The sequence below is a fragment of the Nannocystis pusilla genome (genome assembly GCF_020073745.1).
Taxonomy (GTDB): domain Bacteria; phylum Myxococcota_A; class Polyangia; order Nannocystales; family Nannocystaceae; genus Nannocystis; species Nannocystis radixulma.
In genome coordinates this window covers 162,303-183,173 of sequence record NZ_JAIRAU010000049.1, presented here as the reverse complement: position 1 = coordinate 183,173, position 20,871 = coordinate 162,303, and the positions used below count along the sequence as shown (strand labels likewise).

Annotated in this window: 10 protein-coding genes and 1 pseudogene; 4 read left to right on the top strand and 7 right to left on the bottom strand. The window is 73.3% G+C overall.

Annotated features, from left to right (window positions below):
• Window positions 1–2,279, bottom strand: a pseudogene (locus K7C98_RS36520) (DUF1508 domain-containing protein); the annotation flags it as partial.
• Window positions 2,280–2,794: 515 nt separating this feature from the next.
• On the opposite strand from K7C98_RS36520, the gene K7C98_RS36515 reads away from it, so the two are divergent.
• From K7C98_RS36515 to K7C98_RS45240, 3 genes are all read left to right on the top strand, one after another.
• Window positions 2,795–3,223: an ABA4-like family protein gene (locus K7C98_RS36515; RefSeq protein ID WP_224196502.1), complete on the top strand. Its 429-nt coding sequence runs from the start codon at window positions 2,795–2,797 to the stop codon at window positions 3,221–3,223.
• 133 nt (window positions 3,224–3,356) lie between these two features.
• Window positions 3,357–5,480 (top strand): hypothetical protein, encoded by a 2,124-nt coding sequence (locus K7C98_RS36510; protein WP_224196501.1) that lies wholly within the window; start codon window positions 3,357–3,359, stop codon window positions 5,478–5,480.
• Between the two features lie 146 nt (window positions 5,481–5,626).
• Entirely contained in the window at window positions 5,627–8,524 is a 2,898-nt protein-coding gene (locus K7C98_RS45240; RefSeq protein WP_224196500.1) for a tetratricopeptide repeat protein, read from the top strand.
• Window positions 8,525–8,529: 5 nt separating this feature from the next.
• Here the strand turns inward: K7C98_RS45240 and K7C98_RS36500 are convergent, their stop codons facing one another.
• The 5 genes from K7C98_RS36500 to K7C98_RS36480 form a co-directional block, all read right to left on the bottom strand.
• Window positions 8,530–10,170: a glycosyltransferase family 87 protein gene (locus K7C98_RS36500; RefSeq protein WP_224196499.1), complete on the bottom strand. Its 1,641-nt coding sequence runs from the start codon at window positions 10,168–10,170 to the stop codon at window positions 8,530–8,532.
• A gap of 273 nt (window positions 10,171–10,443) precedes the next feature.
• Window positions 10,444–11,859 (bottom strand): sensor histidine kinase, encoded by a 1,416-nt coding sequence (locus tag K7C98_RS45235; protein WP_224196498.1) that lies wholly within the window; start codon window positions 11,857–11,859, stop codon window positions 10,444–10,446.
• Window positions 11,860–12,035: 176 nt separating this feature from the next.
• Window positions 12,036–15,326 carry an efflux RND transporter permease subunit gene (locus K7C98_RS36490; protein ID WP_224196497.1) on the bottom strand — a complete coding sequence of 1,097 codons (3,291 nt, stop codon included), beginning with the start codon at window positions 15,324–15,326 and terminating at the stop codon, window positions 12,036–12,038.
• A gap of 15 nt (window positions 15,327–15,341) precedes the next feature.
• A complete protein-coding gene (locus K7C98_RS36485; protein WP_224196496.1) occupies window positions 15,342–16,727 on the bottom strand; it encodes an efflux RND transporter periplasmic adaptor subunit in 1,386 nt (461 codons plus the stop codon).
• Window positions 16,724–18,019 (bottom strand): TolC family protein, encoded by a 1,296-nt coding sequence (locus K7C98_RS36480; protein WP_224196495.1) that lies wholly within the window; start codon window positions 18,017–18,019, stop codon window positions 16,724–16,726. Before K7C98_RS36480 ends, K7C98_RS36485 begins: the two co-directional genes overlap by 4 nt.
• A 251-nt stretch (window positions 18,020–18,270) precedes the next feature.
• On the opposite strand from K7C98_RS36480, the gene K7C98_RS36475 reads away from it, so the two are divergent.
• A complete protein-coding gene (locus K7C98_RS36475) occupies window positions 18,271–19,518 on the top strand; it encodes a vWA domain-containing protein (RefSeq protein WP_263430143.1) in 1,248 nt (415 codons plus the stop codon).
• A 107-nt stretch (window positions 19,519–19,625) separates the two neighbouring features.
• Here the strand turns inward: K7C98_RS36475 and K7C98_RS36470 are convergent, their stop codons facing one another.
• The gene (locus tag K7C98_RS36470) at window positions 19,626–20,708 is read right to left on the bottom strand and encodes a hypothetical protein (protein WP_224196494.1); all 1,083 of its coding nucleotides are present in this window, start codon (window positions 20,706–20,708) and stop codon (window positions 19,626–19,628) included.
• Between the last annotated feature and the right edge of the window lie 163 nt (window positions 20,709–20,871).

Below are 20,871 nucleotides of genomic sequence, written 5' to 3'. Positions count from 1 at the left end.
CCGGAGGACTGCAAGGGTGCAAGGAGCAGCGAGGGCTCGGAGAGGGCGGGCGCGACGAGGTGGTGCGGTGATTCGGGGGCGAAGGTCGAAAAGTCGGTGGAGTCGAGCGCGATCGTCAGCGAGTCCTCGAGGTCGAGGGAATTGGAACTGTCGCCTTCGTCGGCGGACGCGTCGAACTCGAGCGCGTCCAGGGGGGCGAGCGCGTCGTCGAGTTCGCGGGCGGAGAAGGGGCCGCTGGCCTGGTGCGCGGCGTGGTCGGCAGGCTGGGATCGATCGCGGGCCGGCGCATCGCTTCGCTCGGAGCGACGCGGCGAGGGATCGAACAACTCGAGGTCCGGGAGGGCGTGCGTCGAGGTGTCGCCGTCGAGAGGCGTGTCAGCGGTCGATTCGGAGGATGGCGCGGCGACAGGGGCGCGGGAGAAATGAGCGGAGGGCGAATCGACGGAGGGGGCGACGGGAGGAGTGAGGGCGGCAGAATCGACGGAGGAGGCGACGGGAGGAGCGATGGCCGACCCGATGGAGGGGGTGGCGGGAGGAGCGCTGGTCGATCCGGCGGAGGGGGCGACGGGAGGAGCGACGGAGGCCGAATCGAGGGAGGGGGCGACGGGAGGAGCGACGGAGGCCGAATCGAGGGAGGGGGCGACGGGAGGAGCGACGGAGGCCGAATCGAGGGAGGGGGCGACGGGAGGATCGACGGAGGCCGAATCGAGGGAGGGGGTGACGGGAGGCTCGACGGCGGTCGAATCGAGGGAGGGGGCGACGGGAGGATTGATGGCCGACCCGGCGGAGTGAGCGGCGGCCGGGGCGGGAGAATGTGCAGGGGATGACTCGCGGGCGGCGGCCGGGGCGGGAGAAGGTGCAGGGGATGGCTCGGGCTCGCGGGCGGCGGTGGCAGCGAGGCGGAATTGCGACGGGTGCGCGGGCGGACGTGGGGCCGCGCCTCCGTTCGTGGCCGCTGCGGAGGGCGGAGCGAGGCGGGTCAGTGTGCCGTCGCCGGAGGCGTCGAGGGCCCGGCGGGCCAGATCGTCGGGGTTGGGCGCGGGCCCGCCGGCGTCGTGGTCGTGCGGGAGCTCGATGAACGACGACTCCCACAGGCGAATGCCGTACTTGCGGCCGAACTGGAGGATCTCGCCGCGGATCCACGCGGTCGCGCGGTCGAGGGCGCTCCGGCTGCCGAACAGGCGGCTGCGCGCGAGCTCGCGGCCGTTGACGGCGGAGATGGCGAAGCGCAGCTCGTCGCCGGCGACCCGGTAGCACACGGGGTCGCCGGCGCCCTTGAGGAGGCTGCGAATGCCGTGATCGCGGGCCTTGGGGGTGCTGTACCCGTGGCTGAACAGCAGCGCCTCGCCGCGCTCGTCGTTGAAGTGGAAATAGTGATGGCCGTCGTCGGCCCGGAAGACCTCGAACCCGGCGGCTCCCGAGGTCGATCTGCGGGAGAGGTCGTAGCCCGATTCGGCGACCTTCCGGCGGGTGCGCGCGCCGACGTACTCGCGCGCCTCGATCGGGGCGAGCCGCACGACCTCGGCGATCGCGGCGTCACACTCGGCCTCGCCGGCGAGCCACGGGCTGCGCGCGATCTCCCGCCCGTTGCGCGCGGTCAGGACGAAGTAGCGCCGACCCTCGGCCTCGCGGCGGTCGAATCGCCGGACGTCGGCGGCGGCGTTGAGGACCGATTCGACCTGCTCGTCGCGCGCGAATCGGGTGGTGAAGCCGCGCAAGTAGAGCAGCACCTGGCCGCGCTCACCGTGAAGGTGGGCGGTGAAGAGGCCGTCGCTGGCGCGGTTCAACAGCTCGAGGCCGGGCTTCTTGGCCCGCGTGCACGCCTCGAGGTCGTAGCGCACGGCGACCTGGATGGTCTCGACGGCCCGCGCGCCGCTCCGCTGCGGCTTGGCGAGGTTGACGACGCGGAACCTCTCGACGGTGCCTGCCCACTGCTGCAGCTCGGCGAGACCGGCGTCGGCCTCGGCAGGGCTGGGGCAGGAGATCCCGCGCGCGAGCAGGGTGCCGTCCTCGCCGCGCAAGGTGAAGTGATAGCTGTCGCCCTCGACCTGCAAGGAGGCGTCGACGCCCTCGCGCAAGCTGGCGATCACGGCCTCGATGGCGCGCTGCACGGCCGCCTGGTCGCGGAACTCGACGCTGGTCAGGCAGACGCGGTCGCCCTCGAGGAGGACCTGAAACGCGAGCGCTTCGCGCGACTGCTGGACGACACGGAAGTACACGAGGCTCGCACCCGTGGTGAACCGGCGCCCGGTGCGGCGGCAGGCCGGAGCGCCGCTCAATCTATCACGAGCACCCACGGCGCGGCTCGCACGATCGACCTCTCCCGGGGGTGCGAGATCGTGGGCCACACGTGCGGGGTGGGGTGAACCATGACGGGTCGATCGGACGGATCCGCGCACGATGGCGAGGGCCACAGACCCCAAATACGGCGGTCGGTGCGTGCGCAAGGAGATGTCCCAAAGGGCAGGTCGGTGAGCGCGGCACGAGCCGCGGCAGGGGGGCTTGCGATGGTGCGAACTCGCGTGGTCGGTCGCAGGCGCGGGCCATTTTTCATGCCGCGAGACATCGCGGCGACCGCAGGCTCGAGCGCCGCTCGAGCGGGGGAGCTCGCCGCGATCGATGGGCGCGGGGTGATCCTGCGGCTCGATGAGCCGGCTTCGCCAGGCAGAGGAGCGGTCGCCGGGGGTCGCCGCGATCGAGGCGTGCGGGATATCGGTGGTTCGCGTCGAGGGTCGCGGCGTGGCCGGGGCGGCGGCGATTGGCAATGCTTGGGCGGTGTGAAAGGATGCGGGTCGTGGATCCGCATCGACTGTTCACAATCGTCAATTCGGCGGCGCTCGCCGGCTGGGTGTTGCTATGGTTCGCGCCGCGGGCCCGGGTGACGCGGCGACTGGTGCACAGCGGGCTGTTCTCGCTGCTGCTGGCGGCGCTCTACCTGGCGATCCTGGCGCCCAACTTCGACTTCGGGTCGTTCGACGACTTCAACTCGCTGGAAGGGGTGATGCGCCTGTTCCAGAAGCCGTGGGTGATGCTCGCGGGGTGGGTGCATTACCTGGCGTTCGACCTGTGGGTCGGGTCGTGGATCGTGCGCGACGCGGAGGCGCGGCAGACGTCGCACTGGGCGGTGATCCCGTGCCTGCTGGCGACGCTGATGTTCGGGCCGGTCGGGCTGCTGCTGTACGTGGCGCTGGTGCGCCGCGCGTTGCCGTCCGGGCGCGCGTGAGACGGCTCCGCCGGCGTCTGCGAGCGAACCGTCGCCGTGTGCGCGCGGGCGCGCGAGGGCGGCCGCGAGGGTGAGAGGCCCCGCGCGAGGGCGCCGGCGAGACGGCGCGCGCAGGGCCTATGATCGCCCGATCATGACTGACCCGCGACCCTCGTCCCCCTGTTCGTGCCTCGCGTCGTTGACGGCGCTCTTGCTGCTCTCCGCGGGTTGCGGCGACTCGGGCTCGGCGACGACCGACGCGAGCTCGTCGACGACCGAGGCGGCGACGACGACGGACGCAGGGACGGTGACCGAGGCGCCGACGACGACGTCGGGGACGGAGACGACGGACACGGCGGCGACGACGGACGCGCCGACGACCGGCGAGCCGCTGCCGCCGGCCGAGGTGCCCGAGGGCTGCAACCCGATCGCCTACGCGGCCGATTGCATGCTGCCGTACCCGTCGGACTGGTTCCTGGTCGAGGACGCGGAGCTGCCGAACGGGGTGCGGGTGGCGCTGACGGAGCAGGCTGTCCCGAAGACCATGATGGGCGCGCCGATCGACAACCTGCCGATGCACCCGGCCGACGGGTTCTCGCACCACATGCCGATCCTGGCGCTGTTCCCGGAGGGCATCGACACCCAGAACCTGACGTTCCACACAGGCGGCGGCGACGCGACGCTGGCGGCGACGAGCCCGACGCTGCTCATCGAGGCGGACACGGGCGAGCTGGTGCCGCACTGGGTCGAGCTCGACGCGATGACCGCGGACCCGACGCGGCAGGCGCTGATCGTGCGGCCGTTCGTGCGCCTGAAGAACAGCGCGCGCTACATCGTGGCGTTCCAGGGGCTGGTGGCGGCCGACGGCTCGTCGGTGGCGCCGCCGCTGGGCTTCGCCCACATCCTGCAGGGCGACGTGGCCGGACACCCGGTGCTGGAGCCGCTGGCGCAGCGCTACGAGGAGCAGATCTTCCCGGTGCTCGAGCAGGCCGGGGTGGCGCGCGCGGGGCTGCAGCTGGCGTGGGACTTCACGACGGCATCGGACGCGCGCAACACCGACGACCTGCTGGCGATCCGCGAGGACATCGTCGCCACGCTGGGCCAGACGGGCCCGGCGGTCGAGTTCGACGCCGTGATCCCCGACTACAGCGAGGAGTTCGCGCTGCGCGTGGAGGGCAAGATCGAGGTGCCGCTCTACCTCGAGGCGGACGAGCCGATGGCGAAGATCCACCGCGGGCCCGACGGCAAGCCGGCGCAGAACGGGACGACGTGGGTGCCCTTCACGCTGCAGGTGCCGCAGTCGGTGTACCCGCTCGACGCGAACTTCGAGCCGGCGCGGATCATCCAGTACGGCCACGGGTTCTTCGGCGAGCGCGAGGAGATCAACTGGAGCGCGATGCGGGCGTTCTCGACCGAGCGCAAGTTCGTGATGGTGGCGGTCGAGTGGGCCGGGATGGCGCTTGAGGACCAGACCGCGGTGGTCGAGGCGATCTTCGACGACCCGTCGAACGTGTTCCAGTTCACCGACCGGCTGCACCAGGGCCTCGCCAACCAGCTGGCGCTGACCTACGCGATCCAGACGACGCTGTTCGAGAGCGACGAGCTCAAGGCGTTCGCCCAGCCGCTGTACGACCCGGAGCAGCTGTACTGGTACGGGATCTCCCAGGGCTCGATCTTCGGCATGACGTTCATGGCGCTGTCGCCGGTGATCGAGAAGGCGGTGCTCGACGTCGGCGGCGGACCGTACTCGCTGATGATGACCCGGTCGGGCTCGTTCTCGATGCTGTTCGACATCGTCAAGGTGGTGATCGGCGACGAGCCGCTGGCGATCCAGAAGTTCATCGCGCTGAGCCAGCACACGTGGGACCGCGTCGACCCGCTGACCTACGCGCCGCGCGTGCTGCAGGACCCGCCGGTCGACAGCCCCGAGCGCAAGATCCTGTTCAGCTACGGGGTCGGCGACCACTCGGTCAACAACCTCGCCAGTCACTTGCTGCTGCGCGCGACCGGGATCGACCTGCTCGACCCGGCGGCGCAGGAGGTCTACGGTCTTCAGACCACACCGGCGCCGGCAGCGGGCTCGGCCGCGGTCGCCGTCGACTTCAAGCTGGCGGAGCTGCCGGGCATCGAGGCGAAGCTGCCGCCGGAGCCGCCCGACGACCAGAAAGCCCACGAGCTGGTGCGACGCAACCCGAAGATCCGCGAGCAGATCGACATGTTCCTCCGGCCAGGCGGGCAGATCGAGAACTTCTGCGACGGCGCGTGCGACCCCGAGTGAGGCGGCGGGGCCGCACGGTCGAAGGCGCGCGGCGCCTCGGCGAGGGCCCGAGTTCTCACCTGCGCGCGCGCGTGGTCGCGGATTGCGGGAAGTGACGCGGCCGCGTTCCCGCGGCGCGTGTCGCTCGGTACGCTGGTGCGGCCAGGGTGGAACCGGCGGCGACAGGCGACCCGAGCGATGTCCCCACGCGGCACGACGCAGGCGCGGCGGCGAAGCCGGACGTCCCGCCGCCGCAGCCGTTCCGCATCGACCGCTACACGGTGATCCGCCAGCTCGGGGTCGGCGGGATGGGCGTGGTGTACCTCGCCTACGACGAGGAGCTCGACCGCTGCGTGGCGCTGAAGTGGATGCACGCGGCCGAGACCGAGGGCTCGTTCGGGCGGGCGCGGATGCTGCGCGAGGCGCAGGCGCTGGCCAAGCTGTCGCACCCCAACGTGATCCACGTGTACGCGGTCGGCAGCGCGGCCGGGCGGGTGTTCCTGGCCATGGAGTTCTTCAACGGGCTGACCTTGAGGACATGGCAGAAGAGGCAAGCCAGGACGTGGCGCGAGATCCTGGCGGCCTACGTGCAGGCGGGCCGCGGGCTGGCGGCGGCGCACGCGGCCGGGCTGGTCCACCGCGACTTCAAGCCCGACAACGCGATGATCGACGCGACCGGGCGGGTCTGCGTGGTCGACTTCGGGATCGCCAGGGTGCCGGCCCAGGGCGACGACGAGGCGCCGTCGCTGCCGCAGTCGCTGTCGGACTCGGCGCGGCTGTTCGCGTCGGACTCGGCGCTGTCGGGGCCGCTGACCGAGGCCGGCACGCTGCTCGGGACGCCGGCCTACATGGCGCCGGAGCAGATGCTGCGCGGGCCGGCCGACGCCCGCTCGGACCAGTTCGGCTTCTGCGTGTCGCTGTGGGAGGGGCTGTACGGGGCGCGCCCGTTCGTCGGCCGCAGGCTCGAGGAGCTGGCGCCGCAGGTGTTCTCGGGGACGCTGCGGACGCCGCGGGGGCCGGTGCCGGCGGCGCTGGCGGCGGTGCTGCGGCGCGGGCTGTCGCTCGACCCCGACGCCCGCTTCCCCGACATGCCGGCGCTGCTGGCCGCGCTGACCGAGGCGGCCCAGCGCGGGCGGCGGCGGCTGCTGGCCGCCGGGGCGCTGGCGGCGATCGCGGTCGCGGCTGGCCTCGGGTACATGGTCGCAGGGGCAGGTCCGGACGGACAGGTCGGCGAGCGCTGCCGGGCCGGCGCGGGGCTGGTGGCCGGCTGGGACGAGCAGGGCCGCGCGGCCGCGCGGGCGGCGGTGCTGGCCACGGAGGCGCCGTTCGCCGCCGACGCGTGGGCGGCCGCGGCGGTGCGCCTCGACGCGTACGCGGATGAACTCAAGGACATGTCTACAAGGGCATGTCTCTTGCGCCGCTCGGGCGGGCTGGCGGCCGAGGTGCTGGCGCTGCACGACGGCTGCCTCGAGCGCCGCGGCGCCGAGCTGGCGGCGGTGGCGGAGGTGCTGCGGGCGGCCGACGTCGACGCGGTCCGCGGGGCGGCGCAGGCGGCGAGCGGGCTGACGCCGCTGTCGCGCTGCACCGACCTGGCGGCGCTGCGGGCCGAGGCGGAGAAGATGCCGCCGCCGCGCGAGGCGGACCAGGTCGCGGCGGTCGCGGCGCTGCGCGACCGCCTGGCCGGGGCCAAGGCCGAGTACGACGCGGGGCGCTTCGTCACCGCCCGCGACGCGGCGCGCGGCTGCGTCGAGACGGCGGAGGCGATCGGGTACCAGCCGGCGCTGGCCGAGGCGCTGGTCCGCCTCGGGCTGACGCAGTCGGCCACCGCCGACTACGCCGGGGCGCGCGAGACGCTGCGGCGCGCGTTCGCGGTGGCCGAGGCGGCCGGGCACGACGAGGCGGCGGTGCACGCCGCGACCCAGCTCGTGCACGTCGACGGGGTGCGGCTCGGCCGGCGCGCCGAGGCGCTGCTGTGGAGCGACGTCGCCGACGCCAAGCTGCGCCGGCTCGGCGACCCGCCCGGGCCGCGGATCCACCTGCTCGCGGGGCTCGGCATGACGCTGGTCGAGGAGGACCGCCTCGACGACGCGGCGGAGGTGCAGACGCGCGCGCTGGCGCTGGCCGAGCCGCGCCGGCGCGAGGCGCCGCTCGAGTACGCGCGGGTGGCCAACGCGCTGGCGTCCTCGCGCACCGACCAGAACCGGCTCGACGAGGCGGAGGCGCTGCTGCGCGAGTCGCTGGCGCTGCGCCGGCGGGCGCTCGGGCAGCACCACCCGGACGTCGCGGTGGTGCTGCACAACCTCGGCCGCGTGGCGGTGCTGCGCCGCGACGACGAGGCGGCGCTGGACTACTTCCGCCGCGCGCTGGCGATCCGCGAGCACAGCCTGGCGCCCGATCACCCGGGCATCGCCGAGACGCTCGGCGGGCTCGGGGTGGCGTCGTGCCGGGCCGGCCGCGACGGCGAGTGCCTGGCGCTGGCCCGCAAGTCGCTGACGCTGGCCGAGGCGTCCCATGGCCCCGAGGACATGTTCCTCGTCACGCCGCTGATGAACCTCGCGCTCGAGCTGGCGTCGCGCGGCGAGTTCGTCGGGGCCGAGGCGCACCTGCGGCGGGCCGAGGCGATCGTGCACGCGCGCGGCGAGCAGGACAGCGGCGACGCGTCGTGGGTGTTCTACAACCTCGGGATGCTGATGCGCCTGAGCGAGCGCCCCGCCGAGGCGATCGCGCCGCTGCAGCGGGCGCTGGCGATCCGCGAGCGGGTGTTCGGGCCGGAGCACGTCGAGGTCGGCTTCGCCGCGGCGCTGCTCGGCGAGGTGCTCGCCGCCGTCGGCCGCGACGCCGAGGCCGCGCCGCTGCTCGCCCGGGCGCGCGCGATCGTGGCCAAGAACCCGTCCGTCGGGCTCGAGATCGTCGAGGACCACCTCGCCGCGGCGTCGCTTCGCTGGCGCCGCGACCGCGCGGCCGGCCGCGCCCTGGCCCGCGCCGCCGCCGAGGGCCTGCCGCTCGCCGACCCCGACGAGGCCCGGCGCCGGATCGACGCCTGGCTGGTCGAGCACCCGGCGTGACCGAGTCAGCGCGAGCGCCGGGCGGCCAGCGCCAGCCACAGCGCGGTGGCATAGACGATCGCCTGCACGGCGAGGGAGACGACGGCAGCGGGCTGGTTCGGCGTCGGCAGGGTGATCATGATGACGACCCACGCGACGACGGCGGCGACGACCTGGCGGCGGTGCTCGGCGGCGGCGGCCCGGAACCCGAGGGCCCAGACCAGCGGGATCAGGGCCTCGGGCGGGGCGAACGGGCTGCGCAGCGCGCCGAGGGCGAGCAGGCCGAACCACTCGCCGATCATGACGACGCGCTCGTGGGTGGTGACGGGGTCGCGGCGGCGCCAGCCGGACCAGGCGGCGACGACGAACAGGACGAGGGTGTAGACCCAGGCGAGCTGGCGGGCCAGCGCCCACGCGTCGGCCTCGGAGCCGCCCCAGCCGGCGAGCCGCAGCTTGAACGGCACGCCGAACACGCCGAGGTTGGACATCGCCGCCATCGGCTCGCTGAGGAAGGCGAACGTCTCGCCGCTGGCGAGGCGCGGCAGGTGGTAGCCGATGAAGTCGGCGTACGGGCGGGTGCCGAACAGCGCCGCCGCGAGCGCGGCGTAGAGCGCGGCGAACAGCACCGTCCACGCGGCGGCGGCCCAGCGGCGCGAGGCGAGCAGCCAGACGCCGAGGATCCCCGGGAAGATCTTGGCGCTGATCACGAACGCCAGCAGGGCCGCGCCGCTGCGCGTCCGACCCTGGACGATCGCCAGCATCGCCAGCGCCCCGAGGCCCATCGCCATCGGCTGGAAGTTGCCGAAGTAGCCGGTGAAGAGCAGCGGCGGCGACAGGCCGATGGCGAGCAGCAACAGCCGCGCGCGCCTCTCGGCCTCGCCGCCGAGCCAGCGCGCCAGCGCGAGGCTGACGGCCACGAACACGGCGACGGTGAGCGCGAACCACAGCGCGCGGATCGCCATGAAGTCGGACGAGAGCGCCAGCATCAGCCGCGGCAGCGCCAGGAACTGCGGCGGATACTCGTAGGTGTCCATCGTCAGCGGGCCGATGTCGATCGCGGGCGGCAGCTCGGGGACCGGGTGCTCGGGCTCGGAGCCGTAGCGGTCGTCGTAGATGTTGGCGTCGCCGCGGCGCGCCAGCTCGGCGCCGTGGACGTAGCTGGTGAGGCACGAGTGGCGGGTGAGGAATTCGGCGGGTGCGAGCGCGCCCCACTGCTGGGTCGGGTCGGCCATGAACACGCTCATGCGCCCGAACTGCAGCAGCGCGAGCACGGCGAGCAGGCCCCACAGCGCGGCCGTGACCCGCCCGCGCGGCAGGGGGGCGCGGGCCGCCAGCGGGAGGCCGCGGGCGGCGATCCATCCGCCCAGCGCGGCCACGGCGAGCGACGAGACGGGCGCGCCGGTGAAGGCGTAGAGCAGGCCGCCGGCGAGCCCGCCCCCGGCCCAGGCGACCGCCGGCCGGACGACGCCGCGCGCGAGGGCGACGGCGCCGGCCAGCAGCACGGGGACGAGGGCGGCGAGGGTGACGAGGACGGCGGCGTGGGGCTCGCCTGTCCAGGAGGACAGCAGGCGGACGAGGCCCTGGACGGCGATCGGCGCGACGAGCAGCAGCAGCAGTCCGCCCACCAGCAGGCGAGGGCGCGAGACGGGTTCGGTCCGCGACGGCATGCCGATGGTGTAGCCGGAAGTGGGGCCGGGTTCGCACGGCGATCGCGGCGTGCGGCGGGGTGCCGCACGCGAGGCGCGCCGGTGTGAGCCTCGTCGCAGGGCCGCGCCCGAGGCTGCCCCGCCCGCTGCGACGCTGCGGAGGAGTTCACGGGTGGGCGGGGCGAGGGGATGTCCCGAGGGACAGGCGCGCGCGGCCTGCCGGCGCGAGCCGATTCGACGCGAAAGGCTGGCCTTTATAACATGCCCTTCGGGGCATGTCGCAAGGGCCACGCGTCAGGCCGCGGCGGCGCGCTCGGGCACGGTCGGGGTGAGCGGCAGGACGACGACGAAGGTGGTGCCGTTGCCGATCGCGCTCGAGACGTCGATGGTGGCGCCCATCATGGCGCACAGCTCGCGGGTGATCGCCAGGCCGAGGCCGGCGCCCTCGTAGCGGCGGGTCGAGGTGGCGTCGATCTGGGTGAACTTCTCGAAGATGAGGCCGAGCTTGGCCGGGTCGATGCCGATGCCGGTGTCGCGGACCTCGAACACCAGCGAGCTCGGCTCGCGACGGGCGCGGAGGAAGATCTGGCCCTCGCTGGTGAACTTGGCGGAGTTGCCGAGCAGGTTGAGCAGGACCTGCTTGAGCTTGCCGCGGTCGGTGACGATCGTGCCGATGTCGCCGTCGCACTTGACGTGCAGCTGGTTGTTGCGCCGGCGCACGGCCGGCAAGATGGTCTGCTCGACCTCGCGGACGAACTCGGCCAGCGCGAACTGCTCGTTGACCACCTCCATGCGGCCGGCCTCGATCTTCGACAGGTCGAGCACGCCGCCGATGAGGCCGAGCAGGTGCTTGGCCGACAGCACGACGTTGCGCAGGTCGGGCAGCACGTCGCTGATCGGGCGCTGGCGGTCCTCGCGGGCCTCGTCGATGATCATCTCGGTGTAGCCGATGACGGAGTTGAGCGGGGTCCGCAGCTCGTGGCTCATGTTGGCCAGGAACATGCTCTTGGCCTTGTTGGCCGTCTCGGCGCCGTCGCGGGCGCGCACGGCGTCGATGCGCGCGGCCTCGAGGCTGCGGTTGGTCAGCTCGAGCAGCTGGTTCGACACCGCGAGGGCGTTGCGCGAGCGCTCGCTCTCCTCGAGCGCCTCCATGATCCGCTGGTTGAGCGCGCGCGCCATCAACCACTGCAGCCAGAACGCCGTCGGCGGGACCAGCAGCTTGATGGCGATGTCGCCGAACTGGGTCCCGGCCTCGTCCTCGCGCAGGAGCAGGCGGGCGACCACGCTGGCGACGTAGACGGTGCTGATGGTGACGATGTGGGCGATGCCCGAGCGGCCGCGGGTACGGATGGCGATGCCGGGCAGGAAGACGACGAGGGTGAGGGCGGCGACACCCGCCAGCAGCGCGGTGTCGGGCTTGCTGGTGATGACGACCCCGGCCGTGCCGCCGTAGGCGGTGCCGAGCATCATCAGCTCGGAGGTGCGGGTCAGCCGGGTCCGCGTCAGCGAGCAGGTGGCGAAGCAAAACGCGGCGATGACGACGTAGACCACGCCGGACAGCCGGTCCCAGTCCTGCTCGGGCCCCGCGGTGCTCAAGATCGCGGTCCCCACCAGCGTCGTGGTCAGCCCGACGAAGGCCATGATGGCGAAGCGGATCTGGCGGATCCGTGCGTCGCCGAGCGAGGCGGACGCTGGCGAACGCCTCGCCACAGGAGCGGAGTTTGCTCCGTCCGTGATGGCCGTCGACACTTCACCGACTGTAGCGAAAAATCGCCACCGGCGGATCACGCCCACCTGTAGGCCTGCTTCGCGCTCCAGCCGCCGGCCCCGGCGCGTGCCCGCGCGGGCAATTCTGCGCGCCTGCGCATGCGAACCAGGCGGCGCGCTCAGCGATCCAGGCCGCAGATCTCGGCCAACGGACGACCTGTCCGTTGGGACCGGCGAAGCTGCGCGTAACGCCAGTAGGTGTACACGACGGGGATGAGCTCCAGGGTCAAGAAGGCGCTGGACACCAGCCCGCCGACCATCGGCGCGGCGATCCGCTTCATCACGTCGGCGCCGCTGCCGGTGGCCCACAGCAGCGGGACGAGCCCCAGCATCATGGAGGACACCGTCATCAACTTGGGGCGCACTCGCAGGACAGTGCCCTCCATGTGGGCCCAGATGATGTCGTCGAGGTCGCGGATCTTGCCGGCCCGCAGGCGGCGAAAGAAGGCCTGGTCGATGTAGACGATCATCACCACGCCGGTCTGCGCGGCGAGACCGACGAGGGCGATGATGCCGACCCACACCGCGGTCGACAGGCGATAGTCGAGCAGGTAGAGCAGCCAGGCGCTGCCGACCAGGGCGAACGGGATCGACAGCAGGACGATGAGGACCTCGGTCAGGTCGCGGAACTGCAGCCACAACAGCAGGGCCACCAGCGCGAGGGCGAGGGGGACGAGCACCCGCATCCGCGCCTCCATGGCCTGCATCTGCTCGTACTGGCCGGTCCACTTCAGGTACATCCCGGGGCCGAGGACCAGCTCGCCCGCGGCGAGAGCGGCGTCGACGCGGGCGCGAGCGTCGGTGACGTAGCCGCCGAGGTCGCGCCACGGCTCGATGTCGACGTACACGTAGCCGACGAGCAGGCCGGCCTCGCTGCGCAACATCGGCGGACCCTCGGCGAGCGCGACGTCCGCGACCTCGGACAGGGGGACGGTGCGCGTGACCGCGGACGCGGGTCCGGGCACGGCGACCGGGAGCTCGCGCAGGCGCTCGAGGTCGTCGCGCAGGTCGCCGGCGACGCGCAGCTGGACGGTGTATCTGCGCCGGCCGTCGATGGTCGCGGCGATCGGCTCGCCGCCGATCGCGAGGTCGACGAACTCACCGAGATCGGCGACCTGCAGACCATGGCGCGCGAGGTCGTCGCGGCGCGGGACGATGTCGACGTACACGCCGCCCAGCGAGCGCTCGTAGAGGATGCTGCGGGTGCCGGGGACGTCGCGCAGGACCGCCTCGACGCGCGCGCCGGCGGCCTCGATCGCGGCCAGGTCGCGCCCGAACACCTTGACGCCCACGGGCGTGCGCACGCCGGTGGTGAGCATGTCGACGCGGGCCCGGATCGGCATCGTGAAGGCCTGGGTCCAGCCCGGCATCTGCACGCTCGCCGACAGCTTGGCGACCAGCTCGTCCCACGTCTCCGGCGTCTCCTCGGGCCAGATCCGCGTCAGCGGCCCGCGCATGAACGCCGGCGCCCAGCCGCTCCACCAGCGCTCGCGCGTCACGGTCGGCCACTCCTCCGGCGGCCGCAACATCACCACCGTCTCGACCATGCTGAGCGGCGCCGGGTCGGTCGCCGTCTCGGCCCGCCCGACCTTGCCGAACACGCGCTCGACCTCGGGGTGCCCGGCGAGCAGCGCGTCCTGGCGCGCGAGCTGCCGCTTGGCCTCCTCGATCGACAGGCCGGGGAAAGTGGTCGGCATGTAGAGGATGTCGCCCTCGTTCAGCGCCGGCATGAATTCGCTGCCCAGCCGCATGAACACCGGGATCGCCGACAGCACCGCGAACAGGCCGATCGCCAGGGTGGTCCGCGGCTTGCGGAGGGCCACGTAGACGAACGGCTCGTACACCGCGCGGATGGCGCGAGAGATCGGGTGGCGCTCCTCGCTGTAGATCTTGCCGCGCACCAGCAGGTCGCGCAGCGCCGGCGCGAGCGTGACGCTGAGCAGCGCGGCCGCCAGCATGACGAAGGTCTTGGTGTAGGCGAGCGGCTTGAACAGGCGCCCGGCCTGGCCCTCGAGCCCGAACACCGGGATGAAGGCGACGGCGATGATCAGCAGCGAGAAGAAGATCGCCGGGGTGACCTCGCGCGCGGCCTCGGCGAGCAGGTTGCGCCTTTGCTCTTCGGACATGTCCTTCGGGGCATGTTCGAGCCGCTTGTGACAGGCCTCGACCATCACGATCTCGGCGTCGACGGTGGCGCCGATGGCGATGGCGATCCCGCCGAGGCTCATGATGGTGGCGGGGATCCCGAGCCAGGCCATCGGCAGGAACGCGAGCAGCACCGCCAGCGGCAGGCCGACGATCGGCAGCAGGGCGCTGCGCACGTGCAGGAGGAAGATCAGGATGACGAGGGCGACGACGGCGCCCTCCTCGACCAGCGCCGCCTTCAAGGTGGCGATCGCGCGGTCGATGAGGTCGCTGCGGTCGTAGGTGGTGACGACCTCGACGCCCGGCGGCAGGCCGGCGGCGACCTCGTCGAGGCGGGCCTTGACGCGCTCGATGACGTCGCGGGCGTTGGTGCCGTAGCGGGCGACGACGATGGCGCCGACGACCTCGCCCTGGCCGTCGAGCTCGGCGAGGCCGCGGCGGATGTCGGGGCCGAACCGGACCTCGGCGACGTCGCCGAGGCGCAGCGGCGCGCCGAGCTCGGGGCTGGCCTTGAGGACAGCTTGTTCGAGGCCCGCGAGGTCCTGGAGGTAGCCGCGGCCGCGCACGAACGCCTCGCGCCCGCCGAGCTCGAGGATCCGCCCCGACGACTCGCCGGAGGTCTTGCGCACGGCGTCGGCGACGTCGGCGACGGTGAGGCCGTGGGCCCGCAGGCGCTCGAGGTCGAGCTGGACCTGGAACTGGCGCTCGTAGCCGCCGACGCTGGCGACCTGGGCGACGCCCTGGACGCTCTCGAGCGCGTAGCGCAGCTCGAAGTCCTGCAGCGCGCGCAGCTCGGCGAGGTCGTGCTGACCTGTCCGATCGACCAGGGCGTACTCGAACACCCAGCCGATCCCGGTGGCGTCGGGGCCGAGGGTCACGGCTGCCCCTTCGGGCAGGCGCGGGCCGATCCCGGCCAGGTACTCCTGCACGCGCGAGCGGGCCCAGTAGACGTCGACGTCCTCGGCGAACAGGACGTGCACGAACGACATGCCGAACATCGAGTAGCCGCGCACGGCCTCGACGCCGGGGGCCGCCAGCAGCGAGGCGGTCAGCGGGTAGGTGACCTGGTCCTCGACCAGGGTCGGCGAGCGGCCGCGCCACTCGGTGAAGACGATGACCTGCGGGTCGGACAGGTCGGGCACGGCGTCGAGCGGGACCCGCTCGAGCGCGCGCAGGGCCAGCCAGCCGAGCACGACGTAGGCCATGATCACCAGGCCGCGGTGGTGCGCGCAGGCGTCGATGAGCTTGCCGATGGCGGTGAGCATGCGCGAGGGCCGGCGTCAGTGCGCCGCGTGGTCGGAGGGAGGGATGAGGGCGGCGCGCAGGCGGCTCTCGGCGTCGACGAGGAAGGTCGCGCCGGCGACGACGCGCTCGCCGGCGCTGACGCCCTCGCGCACGCGCACGAACTCGTCGTCCTTGACGCCGAGCACGACCGGGCGCGGGACCAGGCGGCCGCCGCTGGCGTCGACGAACACGTAGGGCTGCCTGCCGGCGTCGACGACCGCGTCGCGCGGGACGGCCACGCCGGTCTCGCCGGGCAGCGTGAACGTGACGACCGCCGGCATCCCGGCCACCAGCTCGCGCTTGTCGTTGTCGAGCGGCAGGCGCACGCGCACGCTGCGGCTGTCGGCGGACACGGCGGGGTAGACCAGGTCGACGGCGACCTCCTGGTCGAGGTCGGGCCGGCTGGTGAATCGGACATGTCCCTTGGTACCTGTCTTGATGGACGAGGCGCGCGCGGCCGGCAGCTCGGCGACGAGGTAGAGCGCGTGGTCCTCGCGCAGCTCGTAGAGCGGCTCCTCGGGGCGGACGTAGGCGCCGAGGACGGCGGTGCGGGCGACGACGACGCCGCTGGCCGGGGCGACGATCGGGGTGGTGCGGTCGGGCTTGCCGGACTTGACGATCCGGTCGACGCTCGCGCGCGACAGGCCGAGCAGCTCGAGCCGCTGGCGGGCCGCCCCGACCACCTGGCCGGACCAGCCGCTCGCGGCCAGCAGCTCGGCCTGGGCCTGGTAGATCTCCGGGCTGTAGTACTCGGCCAGCACCTGGCCCTTGCGCACCCGCACCCCGGTCTCGGCGACGGCGATCTTCTCGATGAAGCCGGCCGCGCGCACGTGCACCCGCGCCGCGCCGTCCTCGGAGAACTCGGTCAGGGCGGCGCTGCGCAGCTCGGCCGCGAACTCGCGCTCGCCGGCGACGACGACGCGGGCGCCGATCGCCTGCAGGCGGTCGAGGCCGAGGGTGATCGCGGCTGTCCCCGGGGGCATGTCCGCAGAGACAGCCGCATCGTCGGCGGCGACGCGCTCGAGGTCCATGCCGCAGATCGGGCACGAGCCGGGTTCGCCTTGCTGGATCTGCGGGTGCATCGGGCAGCGGTACACCGCGGCGGCGGCCTCCTCCTCGGGGATCGGCTCGAGCGCCATGTGGCAGATCGGGCACTCGCCGGGCTCGTGCGCGGTGATCTGCGGGTGCATCGGGCACCTGTACTTCGGGGCATGTTGTTCGGCGACCGGCTCGGCGCGGGCGTACGACCACCAGGAGAAGCAGGCGGCGGCGAGGGTGCCGAGCAGGATGAGCCAGCGGACGGCGGCCATCACGGCGACGCCGGGCGGCGGGGCCTCGGCGCCCTCGCGCATGGTCTCGTGCTCGTCGTGGGGGTCCGTCATGGCGCGGCGGGTCCTTGGGCCAGGGGTCGGCGGGCGACCGGCGAGCCGACGGCGCGGTCGAGGTCGATGAGGGCGTGGTCGAGGTCGGACTTGGCGGCGATGACGTCCATCGCCACCTCGACGTGGACGGCCTCGGCGGCCAGCAGCTCGGTGAAGTCGCCGCGGCCCGCCTCGTAGCCGGTCAGCGCGACCTCGCGGGCGCGCAGGCTGGCCGGGCGGGCCTCGCGGGTGAGCGCCTGGTAGCGCTCGGACGCGCTCTGCACGGTCGCCAGCGCGGCCGAGACTTCGCCGGCGATGCTCAGCTTGACCTGGGCGACGTCGCGGACGGCCGCGGCGCTGAGCTCGGCCTGGGCGTCCCTGCGCTTTCGACCCTGTCCTGAAAGCCAGGGCAGCTGGAGGTCGACCATCAGGCCGTAGCCGTGCATCGGCATCGGCCTGGTGGCGGGGAAGTAGGCGACGCCGAGCATCGCGCTCGGCAGGTTGGCCTCGCGCCGCGCGGCCCGCAGGTCGAGCGCGGCGGCCTCGCGGCGGGCGTCGGCGGCCCGGGTCTCGGGGCGCCCGCCCTGGGCGTCGGCGATGAGGCCGCTCGCGTCGGCGCGGACGGTCGCCGGCGACGGGTCCTTCGGCGCGCCGAGCGGGGCGTGGGCGTCGCGGGCCATGAGGGTGTTCAGGCGGGTGCGCGCGGCCTGGGTCGCGGTCGCGTCGGTGGCGACGTCGGCGCGGGCGCGGGCGACCTCGGTCTCTGCGCGGGCGATCTCGAGGAGCGTGCCGCCGACGACCTGGCGGGCCTTCGCCAGCCCGAGCACGTGCTCGCTGACCCGCTGGTGCTCGAGGTGCACGCCGTGGCGCGCGGTCGCGGCGGCGTAGTCGATGAAGGCGTGGCGCACCGCGCTGGCGAGGTCCTGGGCGACGACGTCGCGGGTCGCCGCGTCGGCGGCGGCGTCCTTGCGCCGGGCCGCGGCGCGGGCCTTGAGGCTGCCGGCCGCGGGCACCGGCTGGCGCAGGCCGAGCATGACCATCGGCGACTCGTTCCACGCCCACGGCCGCGCCAGCGGGACCTGCCAGATGTCGAAGGTGAGGCGCGTGGGCTCGGGCCGGCGCTCGGCGTCGGCGAGGTGCTCGGCGGCGCGGATCCGGTGGGCGGCCGCCTGCAGGCCGGGGCTGCGCTCGAGGGCCACGGCGACCGCGGTCTCGATGTCGAACGGGCCGCTCAGCGCCGACTCGGCCGGCGCCGCGCGCACGCTGGCCGCGGACAGGGCGAGGACGAGGCAGACGAGGCGCGCGAGGACCACGCGCCTCTATATGCACAGCGCGCGTCAGGGCGGAAATATCAAGGTTTTCATGCGATCGCGCGGCCGACGCGAGCGAGGGTCGCGAAGATTCTCAGGCGAGGTCGCGAAGATCGTGATGCTGCGGCTCGGCGGTCGAGCCCGCTGGTGGGCGTCACCCCGTCGCGGCGTCCGGGGACCGGCCGATTGACGCTCTCGGCCCGCTTCGGTACAGCCCACCGCGGCGCGAGCTGCGCCAAAGGAGCGTCGGAGGCATGCGCGGGCAGTTGCGATTCTCGAGCTGGCTGGTGGCAGGGACGGTGGTGCTCGGCTGCGGCGACGACGGCCGCGGCGACACCGGCGCGGGCGCGACCGCCCCGACCGGAGCGACGGGGGCCACCGGCGCGAGCGTGACCGGCGTGACCGGCGCGACGACCTCCGAGGAGACGTCCGGCGAGGCCACCGACCCGACGACGAACCCCGACCCGTCCGGCACGCCGACCACCACGGGCGCGATCGGTTGCAGCGGCGACGCCGACTGTCCCACGGGACAGCACTGCGGCTCGTGGTCGGGCGAGTGCGTGCCCGAGGGCGGCTGCGTCGTCTCGGAGGACTGCGAGGGCGGCCAGGTGTGCCAGGGCGGCATGTGCGTGATCGGCGGCGAGTGCGGCGCGCAGGAGTTCGAGCTGACCCAGGTCGTGCCCAACGTGATGATCGTGCTCGACCGCAGCGGCAGCATGGAGGGGGACGTCCAGGACTCGGACAAGAACCGCTGGGAGGTCGCCAAGGACGCGATCAACAAGCTGGTGACGAGCTTCAACGAGGAGATCCGGTTCGGCCTCGTGACCTACTCGGCGTGCGTCGGCAACGGCTGCTCGGCCGGCACGATCGTGGTGCCGATCGCCGAATTCAACGGCGGGCCGATCCAGCAGTTCCTCGCCGACAAGGGCAACGGCTACCTGTGCGACTCCGGCGACCCGGAGACGAGCACCGGCAACACGCTCAAGGCGCTGGTCGGCGAGCCGCAGCTCCAGGACCCGACGCGCGCCAACGCGGTGCTGCTGATCACCGACGGCGACGAGAGCGGCGAGTGCCAGGACACCACCAACGGCGCGGCGGCGGCCGCCGAGCTGTTCGCCCAGGCGATCTCGGTCCGCACCTACGCGGTCGGGTTCGCCGACGGGATCCTCGGCTCGCTGGCCGAGATCGCCACCAGCGGCGGGACGATGACGCCCTACAACGCCAACAACCCGGCGTCGCTCGAGCTGGCGCTCGACGCGATCGCCGGCGCGGTGGTCTCGTGCACGTTCGAGCTCGACTTCGTGCCCGAGGACCCGAACGAGATCTACGTGTTCTTCGAAGACATGGTCCCGGGGATCGCCAACGACCCGCAGAACGGCTGGACCTACGACCCGAACACCAACACGATCTCGTTCCACGGGACCGCCTGCGAGTCGCTCAAGAGCGGCGGGGTGGTCGACGTCGACGTGGTGTTCGGCTGCGACGTGCCGATCCCCGGGTAAGGATTCTTTTAAAAAAAGAAAGACGACAAGGGACATGCTGTTCGGAGCATGTCCCTTGGAGAATGTCTCGAAGGACAGGCCCTCATGGGCATGTCCGTGCGGTCATGTCAGCGGTAGACGGCCGGCTTGCAGGCGGCCTCTTTCATGCGGCAGTCGTCGCGGCACAGGTCGCCGCTGCTGGTGCAGGTCAGCTTGCAGGTGGCGCGGTCGGTCTCGGACAGCCTGGCCTGGTCGCACTGGGCGCTGCACGAGGTCTGCTCGGAGGCGCAGCCGACCTTGCAGCTCTGGGCATGCGCGGCGCACTGGGGGTTCTGCGGCTGCTGGCCGGCCGGCGGGGCGGCGATCGTGGTTTGGGTCGGCGCGGCGGTGGGCTGGCTGGTCGGCACGGTGACCGGGCGCGCGGCCCCGGCCGGGGCGCCGCCCTGGACCACGCCGCCGGAGGAGCGGATGACGGCCGCGCGCTGCTCGGCCTCGGTCATGGTGGGGGCCGGGCCGAGGACCCACTGGCTGGGGGCCGCGGGGCCGAGCACCGTGCCGACGGCGCCGCAGTTGTTGCGGCAGGTGGCGCGGTCGGTGGCCGAGGCCTCGCGGTCGCAGGTGGCCTGGCACGCGGCGATCTGCTGCTGCTGCTGTTGCTGCTGCGCGTAGGGGTTGTACGGGGCCGCGGTGGTCGGCGCAGCGGTGGCGGGGCTGGCGGGCACGTAGCCGCCGCCGGGGGCGAAGCTGTAGGTCGTGGTGCCGCCGAGTGTCGTGCTCGTGACCGGTGCGGCGCTCGGCTGGGGGGCGCTGACGCGGGCCAGCTGCCCGCACTGGAGGCGGCAGGTGGCGCGGTCGCCCGGGTTGGGCTCGGTGTCGCACTGCGACTCGCACAGGAACTTCTGGTGCGCGAGGTCGGGGGCCGGCTGGGCAGCGGGCTGAGCCGGACGCGGCTGCGCGGGCGTGGACGACGGCGGATTCGTGGGCGGCGCAGATTTGGCCGCGGGCGGCGACGAGGTGGTGGCCGGGGGCGTGGCGGGCGGTTGGGCCAGGCGGGCGCACTGGAGGCGGCAGGTGGCCTGGTCGTCGGCAGACAGGCCGGGCGCGTCGCAGCCGGCGAGGCAGGACCCGGCCGGCGCGGCGGCGCGGGCCGGGCCGAGGCCGAGCAGGGCGGCGGCCGCGAAGGTCAGGCTGAACAGAGCGATTGGACGCATGTGCAGGTCCCCCGGTACGCGAGCCGACGATAGCATTGGCGCGACCGCCGGCAAGAATCGTGCGGGGTGAGGACGTGGGCCTGCGGGCAAACATTCGCGGCCTGGCGCCGGCCTGCCGCCGAAGTCGCCCCATTCGCGGCGAGAACGCGAGTTCGGGGCCGTG